General features: G+C 53.1%; 15 protein-coding genes. 3 read left to right on the top strand and 12 right to left on the bottom strand.

Going from position 1 to position 20,555, the window contains the following annotated elements; all coding sequences use genetic code 11:
* Positions 1-123 precede the first annotated feature (123 nt).
* From FFI61_RS02255 to FFI61_RS02265, 3 genes are all read left to right on the top strand, one after another.
* Positions 124-1,980 (top strand): DUF1302 domain-containing protein, encoded by a 1,857-nt coding sequence (locus FFI61_RS02255; protein WP_200369109.1) that lies wholly within the window; start codon positions 124-126, stop codon positions 1,978-1,980.
* Positions 1,981-2,013: 33 nt separating this feature from the next.
* On the top strand, positions 2,014-3,372 hold the full coding sequence (locus tag FFI61_RS02260; protein WP_200369110.1) for a DUF1329 domain-containing protein: 1,359 nt from the start codon (positions 2,014-2,016) through the stop codon (positions 3,370-3,372).
* Positions 3,373-3,538: 166 nt separating this feature from the next.
* Positions 3,539-6,226 carry a LuxR C-terminal-related transcriptional regulator gene (locus FFI61_RS02265; protein ID WP_200202494.1) on the top strand — a complete coding sequence of 896 codons (2,688 nt, stop codon included), beginning with the start codon at positions 3,539-3,541 and terminating at the stop codon, positions 6,224-6,226.
* 20 nt (positions 6,227-6,246) lie between these two features.
* On the opposite strand, the gene FFI61_RS02270 is transcribed toward FFI61_RS02265, so the two are convergent.
* The 12 genes from FFI61_RS02270 to pilB all read right to left on the bottom strand — a co-directional run bounded on the left by FFI61_RS02270 (position 6,247) and on the right by pilB (position 20,279).
* Positions 6,247-7,164 carry an acyltransferase gene (locus FFI61_RS02270; protein WP_200369111.1) on the bottom strand — a complete coding sequence of 306 codons (918 nt, stop codon included), beginning with the start codon at positions 7,162-7,164 and terminating at the stop codon, positions 6,247-6,249.
* Between the two features lie 37 nt (positions 7,165-7,201).
* Positions 7,202-8,125 carry a glucosaminidase domain-containing protein gene (locus FFI61_RS02275; RefSeq protein ID WP_200369112.1) on the bottom strand — a complete coding sequence of 308 codons (924 nt, stop codon included), beginning with the start codon at positions 8,123-8,125 and terminating at the stop codon, positions 7,202-7,204.
* Between the two features lie 103 nt (positions 8,126-8,228).
* The gene (locus tag FFI61_RS02280) at positions 8,229-10,472 is read right to left on the bottom strand and encodes a hypothetical protein (RefSeq protein WP_227714553.1); all 2,244 of its coding nucleotides are present in this window, start codon (positions 10,470-10,472) and stop codon (positions 8,229-8,231) included.
* Between the two features lie 107 nt (positions 10,473-10,579).
* Positions 10,580-11,140 carry a YfaZ family outer membrane protein gene (locus FFI61_RS02285; protein ID WP_200202490.1) on the bottom strand — a complete coding sequence of 187 codons (561 nt, stop codon included), beginning with the start codon at positions 11,138-11,140 and terminating at the stop codon, positions 10,580-10,582.
* A gap of 121 nt (positions 11,141-11,261) precedes the next feature.
* On the bottom strand, positions 11,262-11,450 hold the full coding sequence (yacG, locus tag FFI61_RS02290) for a DNA gyrase inhibitor YacG (protein ID WP_200202489.1): 189 nt from the start codon (positions 11,448-11,450) through the stop codon (positions 11,262-11,264).
* A 71-nt stretch (positions 11,451-11,521) separates the two neighbouring features.
* Positions 11,522-13,882 (bottom strand): response regulator, encoded by a 2,361-nt coding sequence (locus tag FFI61_RS02295; protein WP_200369113.1) that lies wholly within the window; start codon positions 13,880-13,882, stop codon positions 11,522-11,524.
* A 43-nt stretch (positions 13,883-13,925) separates the two neighbouring features.
* Complete coding sequence (gene tsaA, locus FFI61_RS02300; protein WP_200369114.1) at positions 13,926-14,669, bottom strand: tRNA (N6-threonylcarbamoyladenosine(37)-N6)-methyltransferase TrmO; 744 nt, start codon at positions 14,667-14,669, stop codon at positions 13,926-13,928.
* A 5-nt stretch (positions 14,670-14,674) separates the two neighbouring features.
* On the bottom strand, positions 14,675-15,790 hold the full coding sequence (locus FFI61_RS02305) for a hypothetical protein (RefSeq protein WP_227714554.1): 1,116 nt from the start codon (positions 15,788-15,790) through the stop codon (positions 14,675-14,677).
* Positions 15,762-16,364 (bottom strand): dephospho-CoA kinase, encoded by a 603-nt coding sequence (gene coaE, locus FFI61_RS02310; protein WP_200369591.1) that lies wholly within the window; start codon positions 16,362-16,364, stop codon positions 15,762-15,764. Before coaE ends, FFI61_RS02305 begins: the two co-directional genes overlap by 29 nt.
* A 17-nt stretch (positions 16,365-16,381) precedes the next feature.
* Entirely contained in the window at positions 16,382-17,257 is an 876-nt protein-coding gene (locus FFI61_RS02315; RefSeq protein WP_200369115.1) for a prepilin peptidase, read from the bottom strand.
* An 83-nt stretch (positions 17,258-17,340) separates the two neighbouring features.
* A complete protein-coding gene (locus tag FFI61_RS02320; RefSeq protein ID WP_200369116.1) occupies positions 17,341-18,561 on the bottom strand; it encodes a type II secretion system F family protein in 1,221 nt (406 codons plus the stop codon).
* A 2-nt stretch (positions 18,562-18,563) separates the two neighbouring features.
* Positions 18,564-20,279, bottom strand: coding sequence for a type IV-A pilus assembly ATPase PilB (gene pilB, locus FFI61_RS02325; RefSeq protein ID WP_200369117.1), 1,716 nt, complete (start codon positions 20,277-20,279; stop codon positions 18,564-18,566).
* Positions 20,280-20,555 lie beyond the last annotated feature (276 nt).

Here is a 20,555-nt window from a genome sequence, read left to right on the forward strand (position 1 = left end):
CAAAGCACTGGACAGCGTTAGCTATAGTGCTTACATCACGAGCACTGTGCATGAAGCCTCCAATACATCGTGAATACCAATAATCAGAGCAGCGACTCAGAACAACAATGGAGTAGCCTTCCAATGACAAGAAAAACACACCAATGGCAGCGTTGGACAAAATTACCGCTTGCCGTGGCAGTTGCAGCCGGCTTTTCGGGCCAGGCATCTGCTTACTCGTTCTATGTTGGGGATGTGGAAGCCCAGATTAACACCACACTATCTGCTGGTGTCGGTTGGCGTACCCAAGATCGGGACGTGCGGCTGATTGCCCAGGGTAACCTTGGTCCAAGTTACGCGCCTGGTGGAGCGAACGAGAACATAGGTGCATCAACGAACAACTATGATGATGGCAACCTGAACTTTGAGAAGGGCGACACCTACTCCAAGATCGTAAAAGGAAACAGTGAGCTGTTCCTTGATTACGCCGTTGATAGCCAATATCTGACCCGTGTCGGTGGCTTGGTGCGTGCTCGTTACTGGTATGATTTCGAGTTGAAGGATGAGGGGCGTGCGACCGACTACGTGGGGCAGCGACGCGAACTCAACAGTGCAGCAAAAGGCAACGCATCGGGCGGTGAGCTTCTCGATGCGTACGTGTTTACCAACTGGTACCTTGGCGATGTTCCCCTGAGTGTGCGTTACGGTAAGCAGGTAGTGAGCTGGGGTGAGAGTACCTTTATCCAGGGCGGTATCAACACCATCAACCCCATTGACGTGCCCGCATTTCGTGCGCCCGGCTCTGAGCTGAAAGATGCTCTCCTGCCTGTTGAAATGTTCTACATGTCTGCCGGTATCACAGAGAACATCACTCTGGAGACTTTCATACAGACAGATTGGGCGCCTGTTCGCCCGGATGACTGCGGCACTTTCTTCTCTACCAACGACTTTACATCTGATGGTTGTGGCCCGGTGCTACTTGCAGGTCAGCTGCCTGATTCCCAAGCCTATGCTCAGGGTTTTATTGCGCCACGCCTGGGTGACGAAGAAGCGGACTCAAAAGATCAGTTCGGTATTGCCATGCGCTGGTATGTCCCGGCGCTGAACGACTCTGAGCTCGGCTTTTATTACATCAAGTACAACAGCCGCCTCCCATACGTAAGCGGAACTGTAAATGATGGTAACAGCCCATTCCCGTCGTACTTTATTGAGTACCCGGAAAACATTGACCTTTATGGTATCAGTATCAACACCAACACCCCGGGTGGCTGGTCGCTTGGTGCTGAATATTCCTACCGCGATAATATGCCGCTGCAGTGGAACGCCTTTGAGCTGATTTACGCTGGCTTGCAGAAGCGTGGGCCGAACGGAGAGGTTCTGGGCAAGCTGGAAGATCAGCGCCGCGAGGAGCTGGGAACGCTGACTCCAGGAATGAAAGTGTCCGGTAACGATCGCTTTGGCGTATCTCAGGCACAGTTCACGCTGATCAAGTTCTTTGACCAGATTATGGGTGCCAGCCGAATGTCTTTGATTGCTGAATTCGGTGCCACCTATGTGCACGACCTTCCAAGCTATGATGAGGCGCGGTACGGCCGTTCGGGCACCTTCGGTATTGGTACGCTACCTTTATCCACAGGTGATATTTGTAAGGGCGAAGGTGGTCCTGCTGAAAACATCAATACTAACTATTGTAATAACGACGGGTTCACAACCGACTTCTCCTGGGGCTACCGTTCCCGTCTGGTTTGGAGCTACCCGAACGTCTTTGCCGGTATCAACCTGTCACCACAGTTGGCGTGGAGCCACGACGTGAAGGGCTACGCCCCTTCGCCTGGCGGTAGCTTTAATGAAGGCAACAAGGCTATTGGTCTGTCTGTTGAAGCTGTATACCAAAACAAGATTACCGGTGAAATCGGTTACACAAACTTTTTCGGTGGCAAGCCGTATAACGAGTTGACTGATCGGGATTTCGTGAGTGCCAGCGTTTCCTACTCATTCTGAACCGTCAAAAATTCGTTTAACGAGGTAATTTAAATGAAACTAAACAAGAAATTACTGGCCACAGGTGTACTGGCGGCGAGTCTCGTTGCTGGTCAGGCTTGGGGTGCGGTTTCTGCAGGGGAAGCAGCCAAGCTGGGTGACTCTCTGACGCCTATGGGCGCTGAGCAAGCAGGTAATGGTGGTGAAATTCCAGCGTGGGACGGCGGTCTTACCACCCCACCAGCAGGCTATAAAGGCGACGGAATTTATGTAAACCCGTTCCCTGACGAAAAACCAAAGTTCACCATTAATCAGAGCAACGTCGCGGAATACGCTGACAAACTGTCTCCCGGGCAGGTTGCGATGATTAAACAATATCCGGATTACGTGCTTCCGGTATACGAAACGCACCGTACTGCTGCTTATCCAAAAGCAATCATGGATGAGACTATCGAAAATGCGACTCGGTCGGAACTGATCAAAGACGGCAACGGTCTGGGTGAGTATCAGAACGCAACGCCGTTTCCGATTCCGCAGAATGGCCTGGAAGTATACTGGAACCATATCACCCGCTATCGTGGTGGCTCGGTGCAGCGTAACGTCGGGCAGGCTACGCCTACCGTTAATGGCGCCTACTCTATCGTAAAGTTTCAGGACGAACTGACCTGGCGTACCCATTTGTCAGATTACGCCCCTGACAAAGATGCTAACGTGCTGTTCTACTTCAAGCAGGCAATCACCGGGCCAGCCCGGTTGGCCGGCAACGTACTTCTGGTTCACGAAACTCTCGATCAGGTAGCTGAGCCACGTCGCGCATGGGTATACAACGCAGGACAGCGCCGCGTTCGCCGTGCACCTCAGGTAGCTTACGACGGACCAGGTACAGCGGCAGATGGCATGCGGACATCGGATAACTTCGATATGTTCAACGGTGCTCCTGATCGTTACAACTGGGAGTTGGTCGGTAAAAAGGAAATGTACATCCCGTATAACTCCTACAAACTGGTTGATCGCAATCTCACGTATGACCAGATCATCAAGCCGGGTCATATCAACCAGGAGCTGACACGTTACGAACTTCACCGGGTTTGGCATGTAAAAGCCACATTGAAAGAGGGCGAGCGCCACATCTATGCTCAGCGTGACCTCTACATTGATGAAGATACCTGGCAGGCTGTGGTTGTCGACCATTACGATGGTCGTGGGGAGCTCTGGCGAGTCGCAGAAGCTCACTCCATGCAGTTTTACGACAAAGCTGTTCCCTGGTATGCAGTCGAAACCCTCTATGATCTTCTGTCCGGCCGCTATCTGGTCAACGGTCTGACAAACGAGGAGACTAACCCATACCAGTTTGGCGTACAGCGCCAGTCCAGAGATTACACGCCCGCGGCACTGCGTCGTGCAGGTACCTAAAGGGTAGGTGTAGATTGTTCATAAACGGCGGGCCTTTGGCCCGCCGTTTTTGTTTTTGCGTTCAAAAACTGCCGCCAGATAGATGTCTTTAACGTCAAAACTTTGCAGCCAGCCCCTCAATTGGTTTAACCTCCGTATAACACTAAAGGCGTATCCGGGGCAGCGTTTGAAATCATTTAATGACGGCTATGCAGCCAATGACGAGTTCCAGTCTGCAAACAGCGGGCTTCAGCGAGGTGAGCTTGTACGGGATTTGCTCAGGCAGAGACTGCAGGCACCGGTTGTGCCGGCGCACTCTTTGGCACGTCCGAATCTCGCGGCACTGGTTTCCGATGCATTAACATCCCGTGGCGTGCTTTTTGTTGACGCCCCATGTGGCTATGGCAAATCCCATACGGTTGCGATGGGCATTCAAGCTGCGGGCATTCCAGAGGAAAACGTTCGTTGGTTGCAGCTGAATAGTCAGGACAACGCGCCGACCCGTTTTCTGGGCTTGTTGTCTGTGGCGCTGGATATACCCGAATCTTGCGAAAGTGGCCTGCAGGGGAGCACTACCTTTCCTGACGTTCTCGCCTTAATGCTTTTAGCGCTCAAAAAAGCACCAGAACAGAAGCGCTTTGTGCTCGTTCTTGATGGTTTGCACCAGATTACGAACCCTGCCGTTATTGCCCTGCTTCAGCAGTTGGTGGCTGATATCCCGTCAAATTATTCGGTGGTTATGCTTTCACGGCAGGCCTTGCCTTATGAAACGCACCCGCTGGAACTTGAAAACCGTTTCACTCGTATCGGAGCGGAAAAGCTCGAATTCAGCCGAAGTGAAACCTTTGAGTTTTTCAAGGAAATATTGAGCGATCAACAGCTGACCAGTGTGGCCATTGATCATCTATATGACTTGACGGAAGGTTGGCCCACACCTCTTGCCCTCTATCGCCGGGATATCCTGCATAGTTCAGAGAGACACTCGGTTTCTGAGACGCCGGGTGTAGAACGTTTTTTGAAGGAGTCCGTGCTGGGCAGTTTGTCGCATGGCCAGTTGAGATCGTTAAGGGCGATTTCAGAACTGGGGCTGTGCTCAGACGAATTGCTTTTGGCCTTGGAGCCACTTATTCCGGGCGGACTGCTGCTTCCATCCGAGGCGTGTGAACGCGGCCTCCCGGTAAAGATCATGTCGGGTTGGGGGCGCTGGTATCGAATCAACCCATTATTGATGGAATGGCTGAAAGCCCCGGTGATGGCGGGCTATACCGACAGAATGCTGGCCGCCAGCCAGTGGTTTAGCTCTCGTAATCAGTTTCCCGAGGCGTTGAAATACTCATTGTTGGCCGGAGATGTAGAAGAGATTATCCGGATCGCCTCTGAAGGTTCTGAAGCTCTTCTACTTGGGCAGGATACTGCCTCATTGCTACGTTTACGTAAGAGCCTTCCAGCGCCCCTTCTTGAGCGCAGCGCGCGGCTAAGGATAGTGTATAGCTGGGTGCATGCCATTGGTGGTCAGTTCAGGCAGGCGAGGTCGCTGCTCGACGGTATGGAGGCGCAGAGTAGTCAGGAATATGAGGCACGGATCTGTGCGCTCAGGGCGTTTATTCTGCGTGGGGAAGGGCAGGTTGCTCCAGCTCTGGAGATGGCCGACAGGGCCTTGTCTGGTGGAGAGTTGTCACCTCAGGGACAGTTGGTCACACAAATGGTTCGGGCCAGTGCGCTGTGCGCATCTGGACGATTCCCGGAAGCGAGGGAGGCGAACCGGGCAGCATCTCGCCTGGCGAGGGAGGCCGGCGACCCGGGTTCAGAGGCTCTCTCAGTATATGCCCATGCCCGAATTGAGCTTGGAAAGGGCGCGCTCAAACATGCTGAGCAGTTGCTTCGAACCGGCCTGGACACGGTTATTCAGGAGCAGGCTCGCCCTGCGCGGATCGGTGAAACAAGGCTGCAGTTGAACCTGGTGCTGGTGCTCTGGCACCAAGGACGTGATGCGGAAGCGGATCGCCTGTTGGTAACTTGTGGTCGCCATGCTGAGCAGTCACGGGATCTTGGCTTGCTATTGGCAATGGCCATACGAGTGTTGATGTGCCGGTCTCAAGATCGATTGGAAGATGCTTTCGTATGGATAGGGCGTGCTGAGCGAACTATGCATGCCTGGCATGTGGATGAGTCTCTCTACGTGCCAGTGCTCGAAGCCCTCAAAGCCAGTTGCTGGCTGGCTCAGAATCAACTGGATAGTGTCGCTCAGGCTCTCGCGAGATTGCAGCCATACCGGGATGCTGGCTGTGTGCCGGAACTCTTCCCCATGATGCCAGGGCTACTCGATTGTTTGCAGGTGCGCCTGGATCTTGCCCGGGGCGAAACGGTAAGGGCTCGTGAAACGCTTGCAAGCACCCGCAAGCGTTATGAAGAGGCCATTCCTTGGGGGGTTGATCTCCATATGCGGTTGCTGGAAGCCATTTTGATCAGTGAAGACAAGGGCCCGGCTGCCGCACAAAAAATAATAGCGAATGTGGTGTCCGAAGCCGAAAAAGAGCACTTTATAAGCCCGTTTGCAGAGCTAAAGCTGGAGCTGAGTGAGTTGATGGCAAAGGCATATGGGCAGTTGCCAAGCTCTCCCTTTCGGGATGCGTTAGGACGTCTGTTTGGTATATCCGGGATTGAGCTGCCTGCTTCGCTTGCCGAGCCTATCAGCGATCGGGAGCAGGTGGTGCTGGAGCTGATTGCCAAGGGGTTATCGAATCAGGAGATTGCAGACAAGCTGCATATCTCTCTGCACACCGTGAAAACTCACGCCCGCCGCATAAACGCCAAGCTGGAAGTTCGCTCCCGCACCCAGGCAACAGTTCGCGCCCGGGAGTTGGGTTTGCTGTAATGTGCTTGCTGCATAGCGGCTCAGATGCCGCTATGCTTTTCATTTTTCAGGGTTTCGATAAGGGCATCTTTTTCGGCCCATAGTTCACTTACCCAGCGCTGAAACTCCACCCGGGTTTCCCGATTGCCCTCATAATCCATTCCGAGAAACTGTGGTGGAATCTCCCGAATCCTGATATCAATGATGATTCGTTCGATGCGCCCGGACAGGTAATCCCAAATACCGATGCGCTGCTCACCGGTGCCCGGGTACACGATTGTTACATCCAGCATGGTATGCAGCATTTCACCCATGGCGCCCAGAACAAAGGCTGTGCCGCCAGCACGGGGTTTGAGAAGGTGCTTGTAGGGAGAATTCTGGCGTTCATGCTTGGCAGGCGTAAAACGGGTGCCTTCCATAAAATTGAAAATGGTTACCGGTGTATAACGGAACTTCTCGCACGCTGCCTCAGTAGCCGCAATATCTTTCCCCTTCAGTTCAGGATTCTTGGCAATTTGCTCTTTCGTGTGCCTGTGCATGAACGGGAAGTCCAATGCCCACCAGGCAATGCCCAGCAGCGGCACCCAAATAAGCTCTTTTTTCAAAAAGAACTTGAGAAGTGGAATCCTGCTATTGAGCACGTACTGAATGGCCGGTATATCGGCCCAACTCTGGTGGTTGCAGGTAACAAAGTACCAGTGTTTCTGGCTGAGATGCTGCGCGCCCCGTATATCCCACTCAATCTTGTGCAGACTATCCATCACCAGATTGTTGAAGCCAATCCAAACCCGGGCAATGGTGTTGAGAACGACCGTGCAGCCCTTACGAATGGGGGTTATGGGAAGCACCAGTTTCAGTAGTGCAAACAGCATCAGGAAGGGGAAAAGTATAAGAGTGCTCAGCACTACAAGAAGAGCCGCCAAGGTTCCCTTTAGCGGCGCAGGTAGAAAATAAAACATTCGGAAACGTCTCTGTTTGTCAGAAGGTTCGTGGTGTTTAGCCCTCGGCCGACAAGCCAGTGCCTTGGCCGGGCAGTAATGTTTTCTCGGTGCTTGCTGAGGCAAGAACCTTCAGGTGCGATGGGCTGCGGTCGCTCAGAATTTTACGGAATTCGCTATCGTAAAACTCTAGATTGTTATAACGGATCATCGAGCGTATTTCATCAACATATTCCTCGCCACGTTCGGAATAACTGATGAGCCCTCGGGCAAGGGCAAGCCCTGAGAGAGGATCGCCCGCTTCCCGGTCATCAAGGCGGGTGTCACGAAGCCCTTTGTAGCTCCCATGTCGGTTCAGGTTCTGGATATAAGCCCGAACCGAATGGTAGGGCGAGGCGAAGGTTGCCACCTCATGGTTGGCGCCCTCAGCGCGACTCAGTGGCACAAGGCCGCAGCCTTTGGAAAAGCACCACTGGCCAAACAGATTATTACCGCGCAAAGCAAAGCGTGAAGTGCCCCAAGCGGATTCATTGGCAGCCTGTGCGAGAATCAGGGAAGGCGGGATAACATCCAGACGCTTTCTGAGCAGGGCAAATTGCTCAGGGCTGCCGGGCTCTTCGTCCACGCGTAACCGCATAGCCTGGGCTGCGAGCCAGGCATGTTCCTTTTTGGACAAGACATTCTTCTGGGAGAGGTTATCGAGATAATCCCGTTCAATGAGGATGCGGGAATTGGCAAGTACTATACGAGGATAGAGAAATGAAAAGAAAGCGACTTTCTTTTCAGTGGTATCACTATAGCCGGAAAAGTCCGGTAGATCTGCGCGTGCCCACTCAGGCAGGGGGGGGAGCGAACTGAGTGCAGGTTCGGAGCCAGAATTGTCACTACTGACTGAAGTGTCCGGGGGGGAGTGCATACCTCCCGCGATGGCAAAAGCCATCATGGGAATAGCCAGCATTAGAGAGCGCATTGCGGGAAACATAAAACCTCTCGTCACAATCTGTTTTTATGCCCGTTAAGCGTATACGCATCGAGCTATGTGTGCACAATTATAACAGGTTGTACGAGCAGGGTTATCCGTCGGTTCATGGCAACTTGGTTGCGAGCAGGAGGCCGCGACGCTCTTCTCCGTTGAGATTGCTTTGATACAGCAAGAAAAACTGGTTCTGATCGGCCGTTACAAAGCCTTTGAGAGACAGGCCTCCTGCGCTGAAACTCACTTGCCCGTTACCACCATCGGCATAGGTCAGCAGGGGCGTAGTCAGTTGGACAGCTGCCGGTGTTGAGATAGTTTCGCTGTCCACGGAGTGCAGTACTTCAAAGGTATTGCTGCTCAGGCTTGCAGTGCTGCCAGAAAGCTCCAGGGTGCCATTATCCAGATGAATCAGCCTGTTGAAGTCATTCTCCATGCCCATGATAAAACCTTGAACCCTGTAACGACCTGAGGTTGGGGCAGCGGTAGGGGTTTTCTCAGCCGCAATGAGCAGGCCGTCGCCAATAACAGCGCCCCCGGATGAAGCGGCGTTAACCAGATTAAACGCCAGTAAAGAGCCATCCGGCACGCTGGCACCCACACCCAGATCTGGTTGGCCAAAGGCACCCGCAGGATTGTTAACATCGAGATTAAGCCGGCCGATGTTCTTGTCTCCGGTGCTTAGGCGAGCAGTGCGGGAGCTGAGGGTCCAGTTGTCAGCGCGGCTGCCTGTACTGCCTACCGATACCCCGCCGGAGCTGTCACGGTTCAGTGTGGTATAGCTCTGAAATTGAGCAATGGTGCTGATATCTGAGCCTGCGGTAACCTGCCAAGAGCCAGTTCCCGATTCAATCTGCAGTGGTGACGCGGAGCCTGCTGAAAATCGGGTCGCCAGGTAGAGCATGTTGTAATCACGATTGTTCAGAATGCTTGCGTCAAAACCTTCTTTCCTCAGAAGGTTAAGTTCAAGTGCTGAAACATAGTGGGCCTCCAGCTCATCCTTTCGCGCCAGCTTACCTTGTTCAGATTCGAGTTTGATGGCTTTGCCAGCGCTGAAATAGCCAGCTAACGCGCGATCAGGGCCGGTGTTGGTGCCGTTGGCCGCGCCGATATACGCGTTCATATAGTAGGGGTTACGAGTCCAGCCAATGACCCTGGAACTGTCGCGGCCGGTGATGCTTTGATAAAGCGCGCGAATGGCCAGCAATCGAGTATCGCTGTCCAATGTGGCTCCGCCGGGGGAGGCCGAATGAGTATTCAGGTCCCAAGTCTCAGGCCCGCGCTCAAAGAACGCATTGCCTTTCTGATGGATCAGTGTTTTTCTGTCATACGGAATTTGCGCGGCAAGAGAAGTGACTTTGATACCAATAAAATCGAGGCTTGCCAGTGTTGATCCCGGGTAACTATAGGTTTGGGAGCTGGTAGGTTCTTCCCGTCCCATGCGAATGCCCCACTGGCCAGATCCTGCCAGGCTGCTTTCCAGAAATGTTTGCCCCAACTCCATACCCAAGAAGACCGAGTTGTAGTCTGCTGAGCTTGCTGAAATCTCACTTACAGATTGATCATCCAGAAGCGGATAGTTCGCCGCTGAGTTTATGTAACTGACAAAGTCTGCTCGTTGGGATAGCAGGTTCAGTGCGCCTGCGATGCTGGCACCGGTTGGAATGTCAATTTCAAAATCGTGCACCTGGTCTGCCAGAGCCGGCCATACGAGTTTATTCAGACACAAAGTGTCGCTGGCATCATCCGCACAGTCCAGGAGGCGCTGGAATTCCCCGGGGGAGTAGTTTGGAAGCGTGTTGAGCAGCAGGTACTCTGAGAAAGGATTAACCTTGATATCACGATCGTCATCGGCTGCCAGGGATCGCAGAGTGGTGTCGCCATACCGGGCTTCGATGACAACGTCTGGTGACAAGGGTTGCCCGTTCTCGAACTTGATAATCGTGTAGCCTTCATCATCTTTGCGAGTGCTATATGCCGTGGAGCCAATATACTTGAGGTTTCTGTCTATTTGGTACGCGCGAACACTATCCGGCTGAACAATACGCAGATTGCGCCGCGTTGGCTCGCCATCTGGCGCGAGGTTACCGGGAAGCTCCATAGTGATGCGGACTTCACCATAGTTGAGCCCGCTGTTGTTGTTTGAATCACCGGTACTGCCCGGGCTGAAATCATTTGCCGGGTTTTTCACAGCAGCAAAGGAATTTGGCTTGTTACGGGCTCCATCTATTGCAGACTCACCGCCGCAGGCGGCTATTAGCGTCACCGTCGAAACAAGAAGAATTCCCAGTGTCAGTCGCATATCTGGCTGCCCATGCTTTAGCTGTATTGGAGTTGTTGGCGATATCTGTGACATCGAAAACGCCGATAATCAGTGTAGCAGTGCAGTGGAAGGGAAAGCGTGAGGGGGGGCACGAAACAGGCGCCCGGGGACAGGTGCCTGTTGCAGATAGCGGGATAGCTTTAGAAGAAGATCTTCATGCCAACCAGAACGCCTTCGTCCAGGTTGATGTCGCCTCGGTATGGCGCGTCCAGCTCGGTATTAAGGTAGCGGTAACCGGCAAACAGCTCCGCGTTGCGGATAACACGGTAGTTGGCACGCAGCTCCAGACTGGTCATCTCTTCCGAGTCACCAAATGAAAGAATTCGCGGAGCGTAGTGCAAACCACCGGTGAACGACAGGCCAGGAGCATCAGGAATGTTCACGGTGGCAAAACCACCCAGGCCTACTGCGCCACCATCAAGGCGGTCGTCATCCCAGCCGATTGCGCGTAATCCGATACCTGCGGTTGTAGGCAGGTTACCCAGTGCAGTGCGGCCCTGGGCGTGAAAATCCACGTTGCCAATATGGCGGCTGCCTTCGTGGTAGGTATAACCGGCACCCAGCTGAATATCGTTATTATTTCCGAAAAAGTTAACCTGCCCTTTCACGGAATCGTTAGTCAGGCTCAGATCCATATCGGCTGCCAGCACTGGAGCAGCGAACAGAGACAGAGCCAACATGGAAATACGGGATACTTTCATTCTTTTACCTTCTGGATTGCGGTGCGAGTAATAGGTGCGAATGGTAACGGGCTACCTGCCGTACCACAACTTACAAGCATGTAAGAGGGTAGATAGAAACGCGATAGCTTATCTGAGCGATTCAGTGGCGTGTTGTTTCGCCGCCCTGGTCAAGATCGTCGGGTGACGCCGTTTCTGCCGGCACCCGGTATTCCTCATTGGCCCAAGCACCAAAATCGATCAACTTGCAGCGCTCTGAGCAGAATGGGCGCCAGGGGCTGGCTTCTGTCCATTCAACGGATTTTTTACAGGTGGGGCAGTTTACGTTCATGTGAGCCTTTCTAATCGTTAATTGAATATGCTTTAGCGCCTGGCTGCCTTGGCTTATTAAATGCTTGCGCGTTACACAGGGGCCTTTTGAGGGGCCCCATGGGCATATTGTTCCAGTACTGCCCGCAACATTTCAATGTTGACAGGCTTTGCAACAAAAGAATCCATGCCTGCACGGCGGCAACGCTCCTCATCTTCTTCCATTGCGCTGGCAGTGAGTGCCACTACTGGCACACGACTGCGTTTATGGGTCGTCTCCCATACTCGCAGGCGCCGGGTGGCTTCAAAACCGTCGACATTAGGCATTATGCAATCCATGAAAATGAGATCGAATGGATGCCACTGCCAAAGGCTGGATGCTGCTTCGCCATCGTTGGCTGTCATTACATCGCAGCCTAATTTCTCCAGAAGCCTGCGGGTCAGCGTGCGGTTGACCGGGTTATCCTCTACGAGCAGAACCTTCATGCTGCGGGACCAAAGCTCACGGCGTTTTTCAGTGTCGCCGTTAGCCTGCAGGGAAAAACGGGTGAGGAAGGGCCGCTCATCCTTGGCAGAATCCTCAAAAATCTGGTTAAGAATTGGTGTGAGGCAGGACTCTCTTAAGGATTTACTGAGAAATGCATCCGCCCCGGCCTGCCGGAAGTGTTCGGCATCTCCCCGTTGAGGGTTTGAGGACAGAATGAGAAGGCGCATGTCAGACCAGAGCGCATTGCCTCGAATTTGCCGGCATAACAAATCGCTGTCCATGTCTGGCAAAAAGCCATCCAGAATAATGGCATCAAAAGGCTCCTGGCTATCGAATGCCAAACGCAATGAAGTCAGGGCTTCCCCAGCAGATTTTACAGCCTCGATGTGGACCTCGTGGCGCGATAGCATCTCAAGCGTGATCTTGCGGGACAGCTCATAGGAGTCCGCCACCAGCACCCGCTTCCCCTTAACCATGCGTGCATCCGGGCGCACCCTGGACGTGCTTTCGGGAGCGGTAGGAAGGGACAGTTCAACCCAGAAAGTAGAGCCTTCACCAGGTCGGCTTTCCACATCCAGAGAGCCTTCCATTAAAGTGACAAGTTGGCGGCAAATTGTCAGTCCCAACCCGGCACCTGGCAGTTGGCGCTGGAATCGCTGGCCAAGCTGAACATAGGGTTCGTAGACCAGTGGAAGATCTTCCGGGTTGATGCCGATGCCGGTATCTTCCACTGCCAGACGCAAGCGAACCTTGTCTTCTCGACGACCAAGAACCTCAATGCTGATCAGCACATGGCCTGAATCTGTAAACTTGATGGCGTTGGATACCAGATTTAACAGCACTTGCCGAATGCGCGCCGGGTCGCCGCGCAGAGCCCAGGGCAGCTCTTCATCAATGCGCAATTCCAGGGCCAGCCCCTTCTCCCGGGCGCGTTCGCCAAGCATGTGCACCAGGTCGTTCAGAGTTTCCCGAAGATCAAAAGGAATGTCTTCAAGCTCCAGTTTCTGAGCTTCCATACTGGAGATGTCCAGAAGGTCGTTGATGATGGATGAGAGGCCTTCTGAGGCACTGAGCAGGGTTTGAACGTATTCTCGTTGATCCGGATCGAGCGGTGTATCGGTAAGCAGGTTGGCGTAGCCAAGCACCGATTGCAGAGGCGTTCGCAGTTCATGGCTTACATTGGCCAGAAACTGGTTTTTTGCCCGGTTGGCCCGAATTGCTTCATCTCGCTCACTCTGAGACTGGATGGTGGATTGCCGGAGTGAGCGGGTATCTTCCAGAATTTGCAGACGCATCTTGTTCAATGCGAATTCGAGCTCCGACAGTTCATCCGGGTTCCTGCGTGCTTTGCGTTTGAGGTGCAGGGGGTCTACTAATGCATCCAGATTAAGCCGCGCTGCGTAGTCCGCCATGGTTTCCAAATGGCGGGAAAGCGTAAGACGAACGATCACCATCAGTCCAAGGGTGCCCAGCATCACCACGATCGATTGAAACAGCAGATTTATCAGGGCGCTGTTTCGAAGCTCTGAATAGACCTGTTCGACGGACGAAGTGATGGTCAGGGTGCCCATGTCTTCCGAACCCCGGTAGGTAGAGCGGTTAAAGACCAGAGGGAAAGTTTGTGAAATTACCCGGCCCTCAGGATAGCTGCCGGTGGTGAACTGCTCTCCGGTAGAGGTCACAACCCTGGCGTAGTGAATTGCTTCCACCGCCCGCATATCGTCCAGGCTGTTGGCAACCTCGCTGAAGTTCATCAGCCAGATATTGTTGCTCATGCCCCCGGAGACCAGACCTGCGGCCCGCTTTTGCGTTTCTTGCAGGTCTGATTTTCGGCGCTCAAACTCACCAATCATTTGTGCGCCGGTAGCAACCAGAGAAATAACAAAGCTGAACAGCAACACATACACGAGCAGCCGCATTGCGAGCGGCCGAATACCCATGCGCGTGAAAAACCGTTTTGAAGGCAAGGCACAAATTCCCTGTGTCGACTACAAAATTATGTGCAGAAGTTTAACAGACAGTCAGCACTTCGACACGCTTCCATGAATTGGCATTCACAAACCGGAATCGAACGTTCAGATCATAGAGGTGCGCACCGTAAATACGCTCCTCATCGCGGCCTCGGCGAAAAGAGGGGCGAGGGTCGTAGCTAACCACATCGTTAATCAGCAGTTTCAGGTCCGGATACTGCTCTGCCGACAGGCTCGCCAACTGTTTTTCCGCCTCTGGCAGGAATATAACGTCCAGTTGCTCAGTGGGTGCTGTTTCAGCCCAGCCGAGGCCGGCTTCCGGAACCGAGTCGGCAAAGGGCAGGTATGGCTTTATATCCAGAATTGGCGTGCCTTCAATCAGGTCGTGGTCACTTATCTGCAGCGCCAATCGGCCATCCTTGTGCACTAACCCCTCGTTACGCACTACCGAGAGCCCCAGACTGTTTGGCCGGAAAGGCGAGCGACTGGCAAATACCCCCACCTTTCGGTTACCACCCAGGCGAGGGGGTCGAACTACGGGTCGCCACTCTGCACGCACGGCTTCGTGAAACTGAAAGATAAGCCAAAGATGGCTGGCGGTCTCCAGGCCCCGGAAGGCATCTTCTCGGTCATAGGGCGCCTGGATAATCAGGTCAGCTCTGGCGTATCGCGTCAGCCCCGGCTGACGGGGGACACCGAATTTGTCTTTGAAGCAGGAGCGAGTGATGGCAACAGGGGTGAGTGCCAGTGCATCTTGGGCGGGTATGGCGTGGTGTCTGGGCATAGGGCCTAGTTCATGAAGTCTGGATTGATGCTGCCGGTAAAGTACATTTCCACCCGGAAAAGAATGGAGCCTTGATCTTTAAAGTTCTTCTCCCGCGGAAAGGTTAGCGCGGGGATGAGATCTGCAAACAGCCAGTCGCTGTGGAGTCGGTAGCGCCAGGTGAGATCGGCAAAGGCGGAGGTCGTGCGCCAGTTTGGCTGGCTCTCGCCAAGTACGCCTACCCGCGGAGTCAGTATTGAGCGGCTGTTGATCCGTTTGCTGGTACTGAATGTTTGGCCGGCTACAAATTTACGGTCGCTGTGAACCCACTCCAGCTCAGAGGATGACCAGAACCGCCACCCCATGCCTAAATTCCGACTCGCACCAAGCCAGGAGCGAGCGCCCCAGCCATCCTGATGGTAATAGTAAAACCGCTGCTGGGCCCTTAGCCCCCATTCGTCACCCGCCTGCCAATATTTCTCTGCCGTTGCTCGCCAGAATGCATCAGGCGGGAAGCGTAGCCGCACACCCACATCGTTTGACAGGTTGATGGATTCCCCAATCTGGGACAAATACCGAAGGGCCCCTGTGCTGGTGCCTGAGGTGCGTTCTGTTGCTGTGAGCTGGCGGTCGCGCTGGCGCTCTTCGAGTGGAATAAGTTCATCGCTTTCGCTTTCGATGACAAGGCGCAGTTTGCGCTTGGTGGTCGGAACATCCAACCGGAACCGAACTTCTGGCTCAAACTGAAACACATTGCCATATTCAGATTCGGTGGCAATGCCAATGCGCAAGTAGCTGTCGTTTAAAGGCAACCTGCTGGGTTCACCGGAAAGGGTTCGGTCTGCCCACTGCCCAAAAGCCTGAACTTTGGGGCTCTGAAGGCGTTCCTGGCGTAAAATAAAGTTGCTGAAATCCAGCCAGTAGGAATCCAGCGGCTCAGCCCAGCGCTCATCCGAATTAAATGTGTAAAAAGACAGAGGTAGCTTTTCCGACGACAGGATATCTGTAATGGGGTGCTCGTGCGCTTCAAGCGTATCTTCGATACCACTTGCGCTTGTGCTGTACAGGACGGTTTGCGTGGCGAATAACCAAGTAAATACCAAGCCGCGGCATTCAACCAAAGTCCACCATGAACGACTCATGTAATGCCCGAACCTCGGCTGCAATGCTGTTTAAAGGCTGGTTATTATCAATTACTGCATCTGCGCGGGCAAGCCGCTGTTCACGTGGCATCTGAGCGGCAATAATGCGCTCCACTTGCTGTCGGGAATTGGTGTCCCGCCCCATGGTGCGCTCTATCTGAACCTCTACCGGTACATCCACTACCAGTACCTGCTCCACCAGTTGATGCTGGTCGGTTTCCAGCAGTAAGGGCGACACCAGCAGAACATAGGGCAGACTGTAGTTCTGCGGGTTGTTGAGTTGGTGAATCAGCTCTTCACGAATAGTCGGGTGTAGCAGGTTTTCCAGCCAGATGCGCTGCTCGGGCTGCTCGAACACAATGTGCCGAAGGCGTGCCCGGTCCAAAGCCCCATCATCGGTGAGAATATCTTCCCCGAAGTGATCGGCGATTGCCGCCAGCGCGGGGGTTCCCGGTTCAACCACTTCCCGTGCCACATCATCTGCATCCACCCAGTGTACGCCCAGGTTTCCAAACTGCCGCGCAACTGTGGATTTGCCGGAGCCAATACCACCTGTTAACCCTAAAATAACCATGCGATCAGTCAAGCTCGTTAAACCCCCAGCAATTGATACCAGAATTGCTGAATCTCAGTGCCAAACCACAAACACAACAGGCCTGCCGCGGCAAGGTATGGGCCAAACGGAATCGGTACTTCGCGCCCGTGTTCTTTAAAGACCATCAAACTGATGCCTACTACAGCACCAACAGCTGACGACAGCAGAATGACTGCCGGTAGCAGCTCCCACCCCAGCCAAGCACCCAGAGCTGCTAGCAGCTTGAAATCCCCGTGGCCCATGCCTTCCTTGCCGGTTGCCAACTTGAACAACCAATACACAGACCACAACGAAAGATAACCAACAACCGCCCCAAGAAATGCGCTGTTAAAATCGCCCAGATACCCGAAATAACTCAACATCAGCCCGAGCCACATCAAGGGCAGGGTAATGCTGTCTGGTAATAGCTGGGTGTCGAAATCGATCACGGTAAGAGCAATCAGCGCCCAAACCAGCAGGAGCGCCAACAAGGTTGATTCCGAAGGGCCGCCGATCACTACCGTGATCACCGAAAACAACGCCGTAACCGCTTCTATGATCGGGTAACGGGCTGAAATGTGGGTTTTACACCCACTGCACTTGCCGCCAAGAAGCAGGTAGCTGATAACGGGGATGTTCTCCCAGGCACGAATCCTGTGCCCGCAGGAAGGGCAGGTGGAGGCAGGGCGGGAGAGTGTTACCGGCTCTTCCTGCTTGCGCTCGCCCTCCGGCAACTCCAAAAACGCCTCGCACTGACAGCGCCATTCCTGCTGCATCATTTTTGGCAGGCGCAGGATGACCACGTTAAGGAAGCTGCCGATGCAGAGGGAGACGAGTGTAACGGTTAGGTAAAGGAGCCAAGGGGTTGAGAGAAATATATCAAGTGTAGCCATTCCATTGCTCAAGTTTGTTTGTATTGCTCCCCTCTCCCTTTGCGGGAGAGGGCCGGGGTGGTCCGACGTATCGGATAAGGGCCTTAACCCACAACCTGCCCCATCTGAAATATTGGCAGGTACATGGCAATAATCAAACCACCCACCAGCACACCCAGCACAGCCATAATCATCGGCTCCATCAGCGCAGTCAGGTTGTCCACCATGTCATCAACTACGGCCTCATAGTGCACGGCAACCTTCTCTAGCATCTCGTCCAGGTTACCGGACTCTTCGCCAATAGCCGTTAACTGCACAGCCATAACAGGAAATACATCCTGCTGCCTCATGGAAGCCTGCAATTGAGTACCACTAGAAACATCAGCCTTTATGCGCTGAATCGCATCCCGGTAAATCGCATTGCCCGTGGCTCCGGCCACCGAATCCAGTGCATCTACAAGCGGAACGCCCGCCGCAAATGTGGTAGACAAAACCCGGCCGAATTTGGCCACTGCTGATTTATCAAGAATCTCTCCAACCACCGGAAGCTTCAGAATGTATTTGTCTACAATATCCGAGAATTTCTGCGACCGGCTCTTGGCTTCCTTGAATAGAAAGATAGTGCCTACTATTCCCAAAAGCACCACAAACCACCAAGACTGCATCCATTCCGATAACCTCACTACCATCTGTGTAAATACGGGTAGTTCAGCTCCGAAACCCTGGAACAGGCTTTCAAATTGAGGAACGACTTTCACCAGAAGAATGGCCGTAACAATAATTGCGACGGTAACAACTGCTATCGGGTAGGTCATTGCTTTTTTAACTTTCTTCTTGAGAAGTTCTGTTTTTTCAAGATAAAGAGCAATACGGTCCAACATTGCCTCAAGCGCACCGGCCTTCTCCCCAGAGTCCACCAAGTTGCAGTAGAGATTATCGAAGTGTTTGGGGTGCTTGCGAAGGGACGCGGCGAAACTGGTGCCGGAAGAAATGTCATTTCGAATAGACATTACCAGTTCCTGCAGGCCCTTGTTCTCAAGTCCATCAGCAACTATATCGAAGCTTTGCACCAAGGGTACACCTGCCTTCATCATCGTCGCGAGTTGACGAGTAAGCATAGCGATATCGAAAGGTGTGATTTTCTTGCTGCCACCAAACAAAGGCTTTGGCTTCTTCTTTACTTTATCTGGAATGATACCCTGTTTACGGAGTTGGGCTTTAACCAAAGCCAAGCTGGAACCGGCAAGCTCACCCTTGGATTTGTTGCCCTTCCGATCTTTGCCTTCCCAGACATACGATTCCAGTTTTTGCGATTTTTCTGACATGCTTAATCCTTCGTCACGCGGTTGGCTTCCTCAAGACTCGTCACGCCCTCAATCACCTTTCTAAGTGCGGACTGGCGTAAATTTCGGAAGCCTTCAGCCTCTGCCTGCTTTGCAATTTTAATGGAGCTGGCCTCTTCCATAATCATGCTGGCCAACTTCTCAGTTACCTTGACCACCTCATAAATACCGACGCGGCCTTTATATCCATTAGTGCATTTATCACAGCCTTTTGGGTGGTACAACGTGAAGCCTGTATCAATTTGTTCCTCTGTGAACCCTTCGGTCAAAAGCAGGTCTTTAGGTACTTCTCCAGGCTGTTTGCAGGTACTGCACAGCCGCCTGCCGAGCCGCTGGGCAATTATCAGGCTGACCGACGTTGCAATGTTAAAAGCGGGTACGCCCATGTTCATCATTCGTGTGAGCGTTTCCGCAGCACTGTTGGTATGCAAGGTAGAAAGAACCAGGTGTCCTGTTTGTGCAGCCTTGATTGCAATGTTGGCAGTTTCAAGATCCCGGATCTCACCTACCATGATTACGTCGGGATCCTGGCGCAGGAATGCTCGCAGCGCCTCAGCAAAGCCCAGGCCAACACGGGTGTTCACGTTTACCTGGTTAATGCCTTCCAAGTTGATCTCAGCGGGGTCCTCTGCTGTTGAGATATTGATATCTGGTGTGTTGAGTATGTTCAGGCCGGTGTAGAGGGATACAGTTTTGCCGGAGCCTGTTGGCCCTGTGACCAATATCATCCCTTGTGGTTGCGATAGTGCATCCATAAACAGTTGCTTCTGGTCGTCCTCGTAACCAAGAACATCAATGCCTAGCTTCGCCTGGCTGGGGTCCAGAATCCGCAACACTATTTTTTCGCCCCAAAGCGTAGGCAGGGTGTTCACCCGGAAATCTATCGCCTTGGTTTTGGATAGCTTCATCTTGATGCGGCCATCCTGAGGAACGCGTCGCTCTGAGATGTCCAGCTGCGCCATGATCTTTACGCGAGCAGAAATTTTTGGGGCCAGCTTAATGGAAGGGCGGGACACCTCTTTCAAAATGCCATCGGTTCTATAACGAACCCGGTAGGTCTTCTCATAAGGCTCAAAGTGAACATCGGATGCGCCACCACGGATGGCGTCCAGCAGCATCTTGTTTACATACTTAACGATGGGCGCGTCATCGACATCGCTGGCAGTAACTGCGCCATCGTCTTCCTGCTCGCCGCCCTCGGTTTCCACGCCCTCAAGGTCTGCGTCATCCAGGTCTCCCATAGATGTGTCTTGGGAGTCCAGATATTTGTCAATGGCCTCCCGTAGCTTTGCGTCATCCACCAGGATTGCATCTGTACTCAGGCCAGTATTGAACTTTATTTCGTCTAGAGCTTGGATATTGGTGGGGTCAGACACTGCAATAAAGAGGCGATTACCTCGTTTGTAAAGGGGAAGCGCGTTGTGCTTCCGTATTAGCTTCTCGTCAACCACACCGTCCGGCATCATTTCAGGGAGAAAGGATGAAAGATCCAGAACAGAAACACCGAACTCCATGGCGGCGGAGAATGCGAGCTTGGCGCTATCCGCCAGTTTGTTCTGGGTGAGGTAGGTGATTAGTGGGATGCGGTTTTGCGAAGCCTGTACAAAGGCATCCTTGGCGGTTGCCTCGTCAAGAAGACCGTCTTCCACAAAACGCCGGGCCAGTCCGGTGAGGGTGATGTTGCTTTTGTTAGTAGCCATAAACTGAGTAAAGAATGCCGCCTAAGTGATTGAAAAGGAATTTTCATCGAGTGCAGAGAGTTTAGATGGCTGTTCTGGGTTTGGAAAGGTGTGCTGTCGAATCTGGGTTGGTAATTCGAGTTGGGTTTCTGAGTACAGGTGGAAACGAGAATAGAGGGCGAGTGACAAATATTGTCAGCGAATGACAGGGAGCGGCTCTCTGGTTGTCGCGATGACGTGTCGCTTTATAGAGGTGTATGATCTCTAGGTGGTTGATTATAATAGCCTGACCTTCTT

It is taken from the genome of Marinobacter sp. DY40_1A1, from assembly GCF_016597815.1.
Taxonomy (GTDB): Bacteria; Pseudomonadota; Gammaproteobacteria; order Pseudomonadales; family Oleiphilaceae; genus Marinobacter; species Marinobacter xiaoshiensis.

Excerpts from the sequence above, each read along its gene's own strand:
- FFI61_RS02315 (WP_200369115.1), bottom strand. The coding sequence starts at position 17,257 with ATGGCTACACTTGATATATTTCTCTCAACCCCTTGGCTCCTTTACCTA.
- FFI61_RS02260 (WP_200369110.1), top strand. The coding sequence starts at position 2,014 with ATGAAACTAAACAAGAAATTACTGGCCACAGGTGTACTGGCGGCGAGT.
- FFI61_RS02270 (WP_200369111.1), bottom strand. The coding sequence starts at position 7,164 with ATGTTTTATTTTCTACCTGCGCCGCTAAAGGGAACCTTGGCGGCTCTT.
- FFI61_RS02285 (WP_200202490.1), bottom strand. The coding sequence starts at position 11,140 with ATGAAAGTATCCCGTATTTCCATGTTGGCTCTGTCTCTGTTCGCTGCT.
- FFI61_RS02320 (WP_200369116.1), bottom strand. The coding sequence starts at position 18,561 with ATGTCAGAAAAATCGCAAAAACTGGAATCGTATGTCTGGGAAGGCAAA.
- tsaA (WP_200369114.1), bottom strand. The coding sequence starts at position 14,669 with ATGCCCAGACACCACGCCATACCCGCCCAAGATGCACTGGCACTCACC.
- FFI61_RS02280 (WP_227714553.1), bottom strand. The coding sequence starts at position 10,472 with ATGTCACAGATATCGCCAACAACTCCAATACAGCTAAAGCATGGGCAG.
- FFI61_RS02275 (WP_200369112.1), bottom strand. The coding sequence starts at position 8,125 with ATGTTTCCCGCAATGCGCTCTCTAATGCTGGCTATTCCCATGATGGCT.
- FFI61_RS02305 (WP_227714554.1), bottom strand. The coding sequence starts at position 15,790 with ATGAGTCGTTCATGGTGGACTTTGGTTGAATGCCGCGGCTTGGTATTT.
- FFI61_RS02255 (WP_200369109.1), top strand. The coding sequence starts at position 124 with ATGACAAGAAAAACACACCAATGGCAGCGTTGGACAAAATTACCGCTT.
- coaE (WP_200369591.1), bottom strand. The coding sequence starts at position 16,364 with ATGGTTATTTTAGGGTTAACAGGTGGTATTGGCTCCGGCAAATCCACA.
- yacG (WP_200202489.1), bottom strand. The coding sequence starts at position 11,450 with ATGAACGTAAACTGCCCCACCTGTAAAAAATCCGTTGAATGGACAGAA.
- pilB (WP_200369117.1), bottom strand. The coding sequence starts at position 20,279 with ATGGCTACTAACAAAAGCAACATCACCCTCACCGGACTGGCCCGGCGT.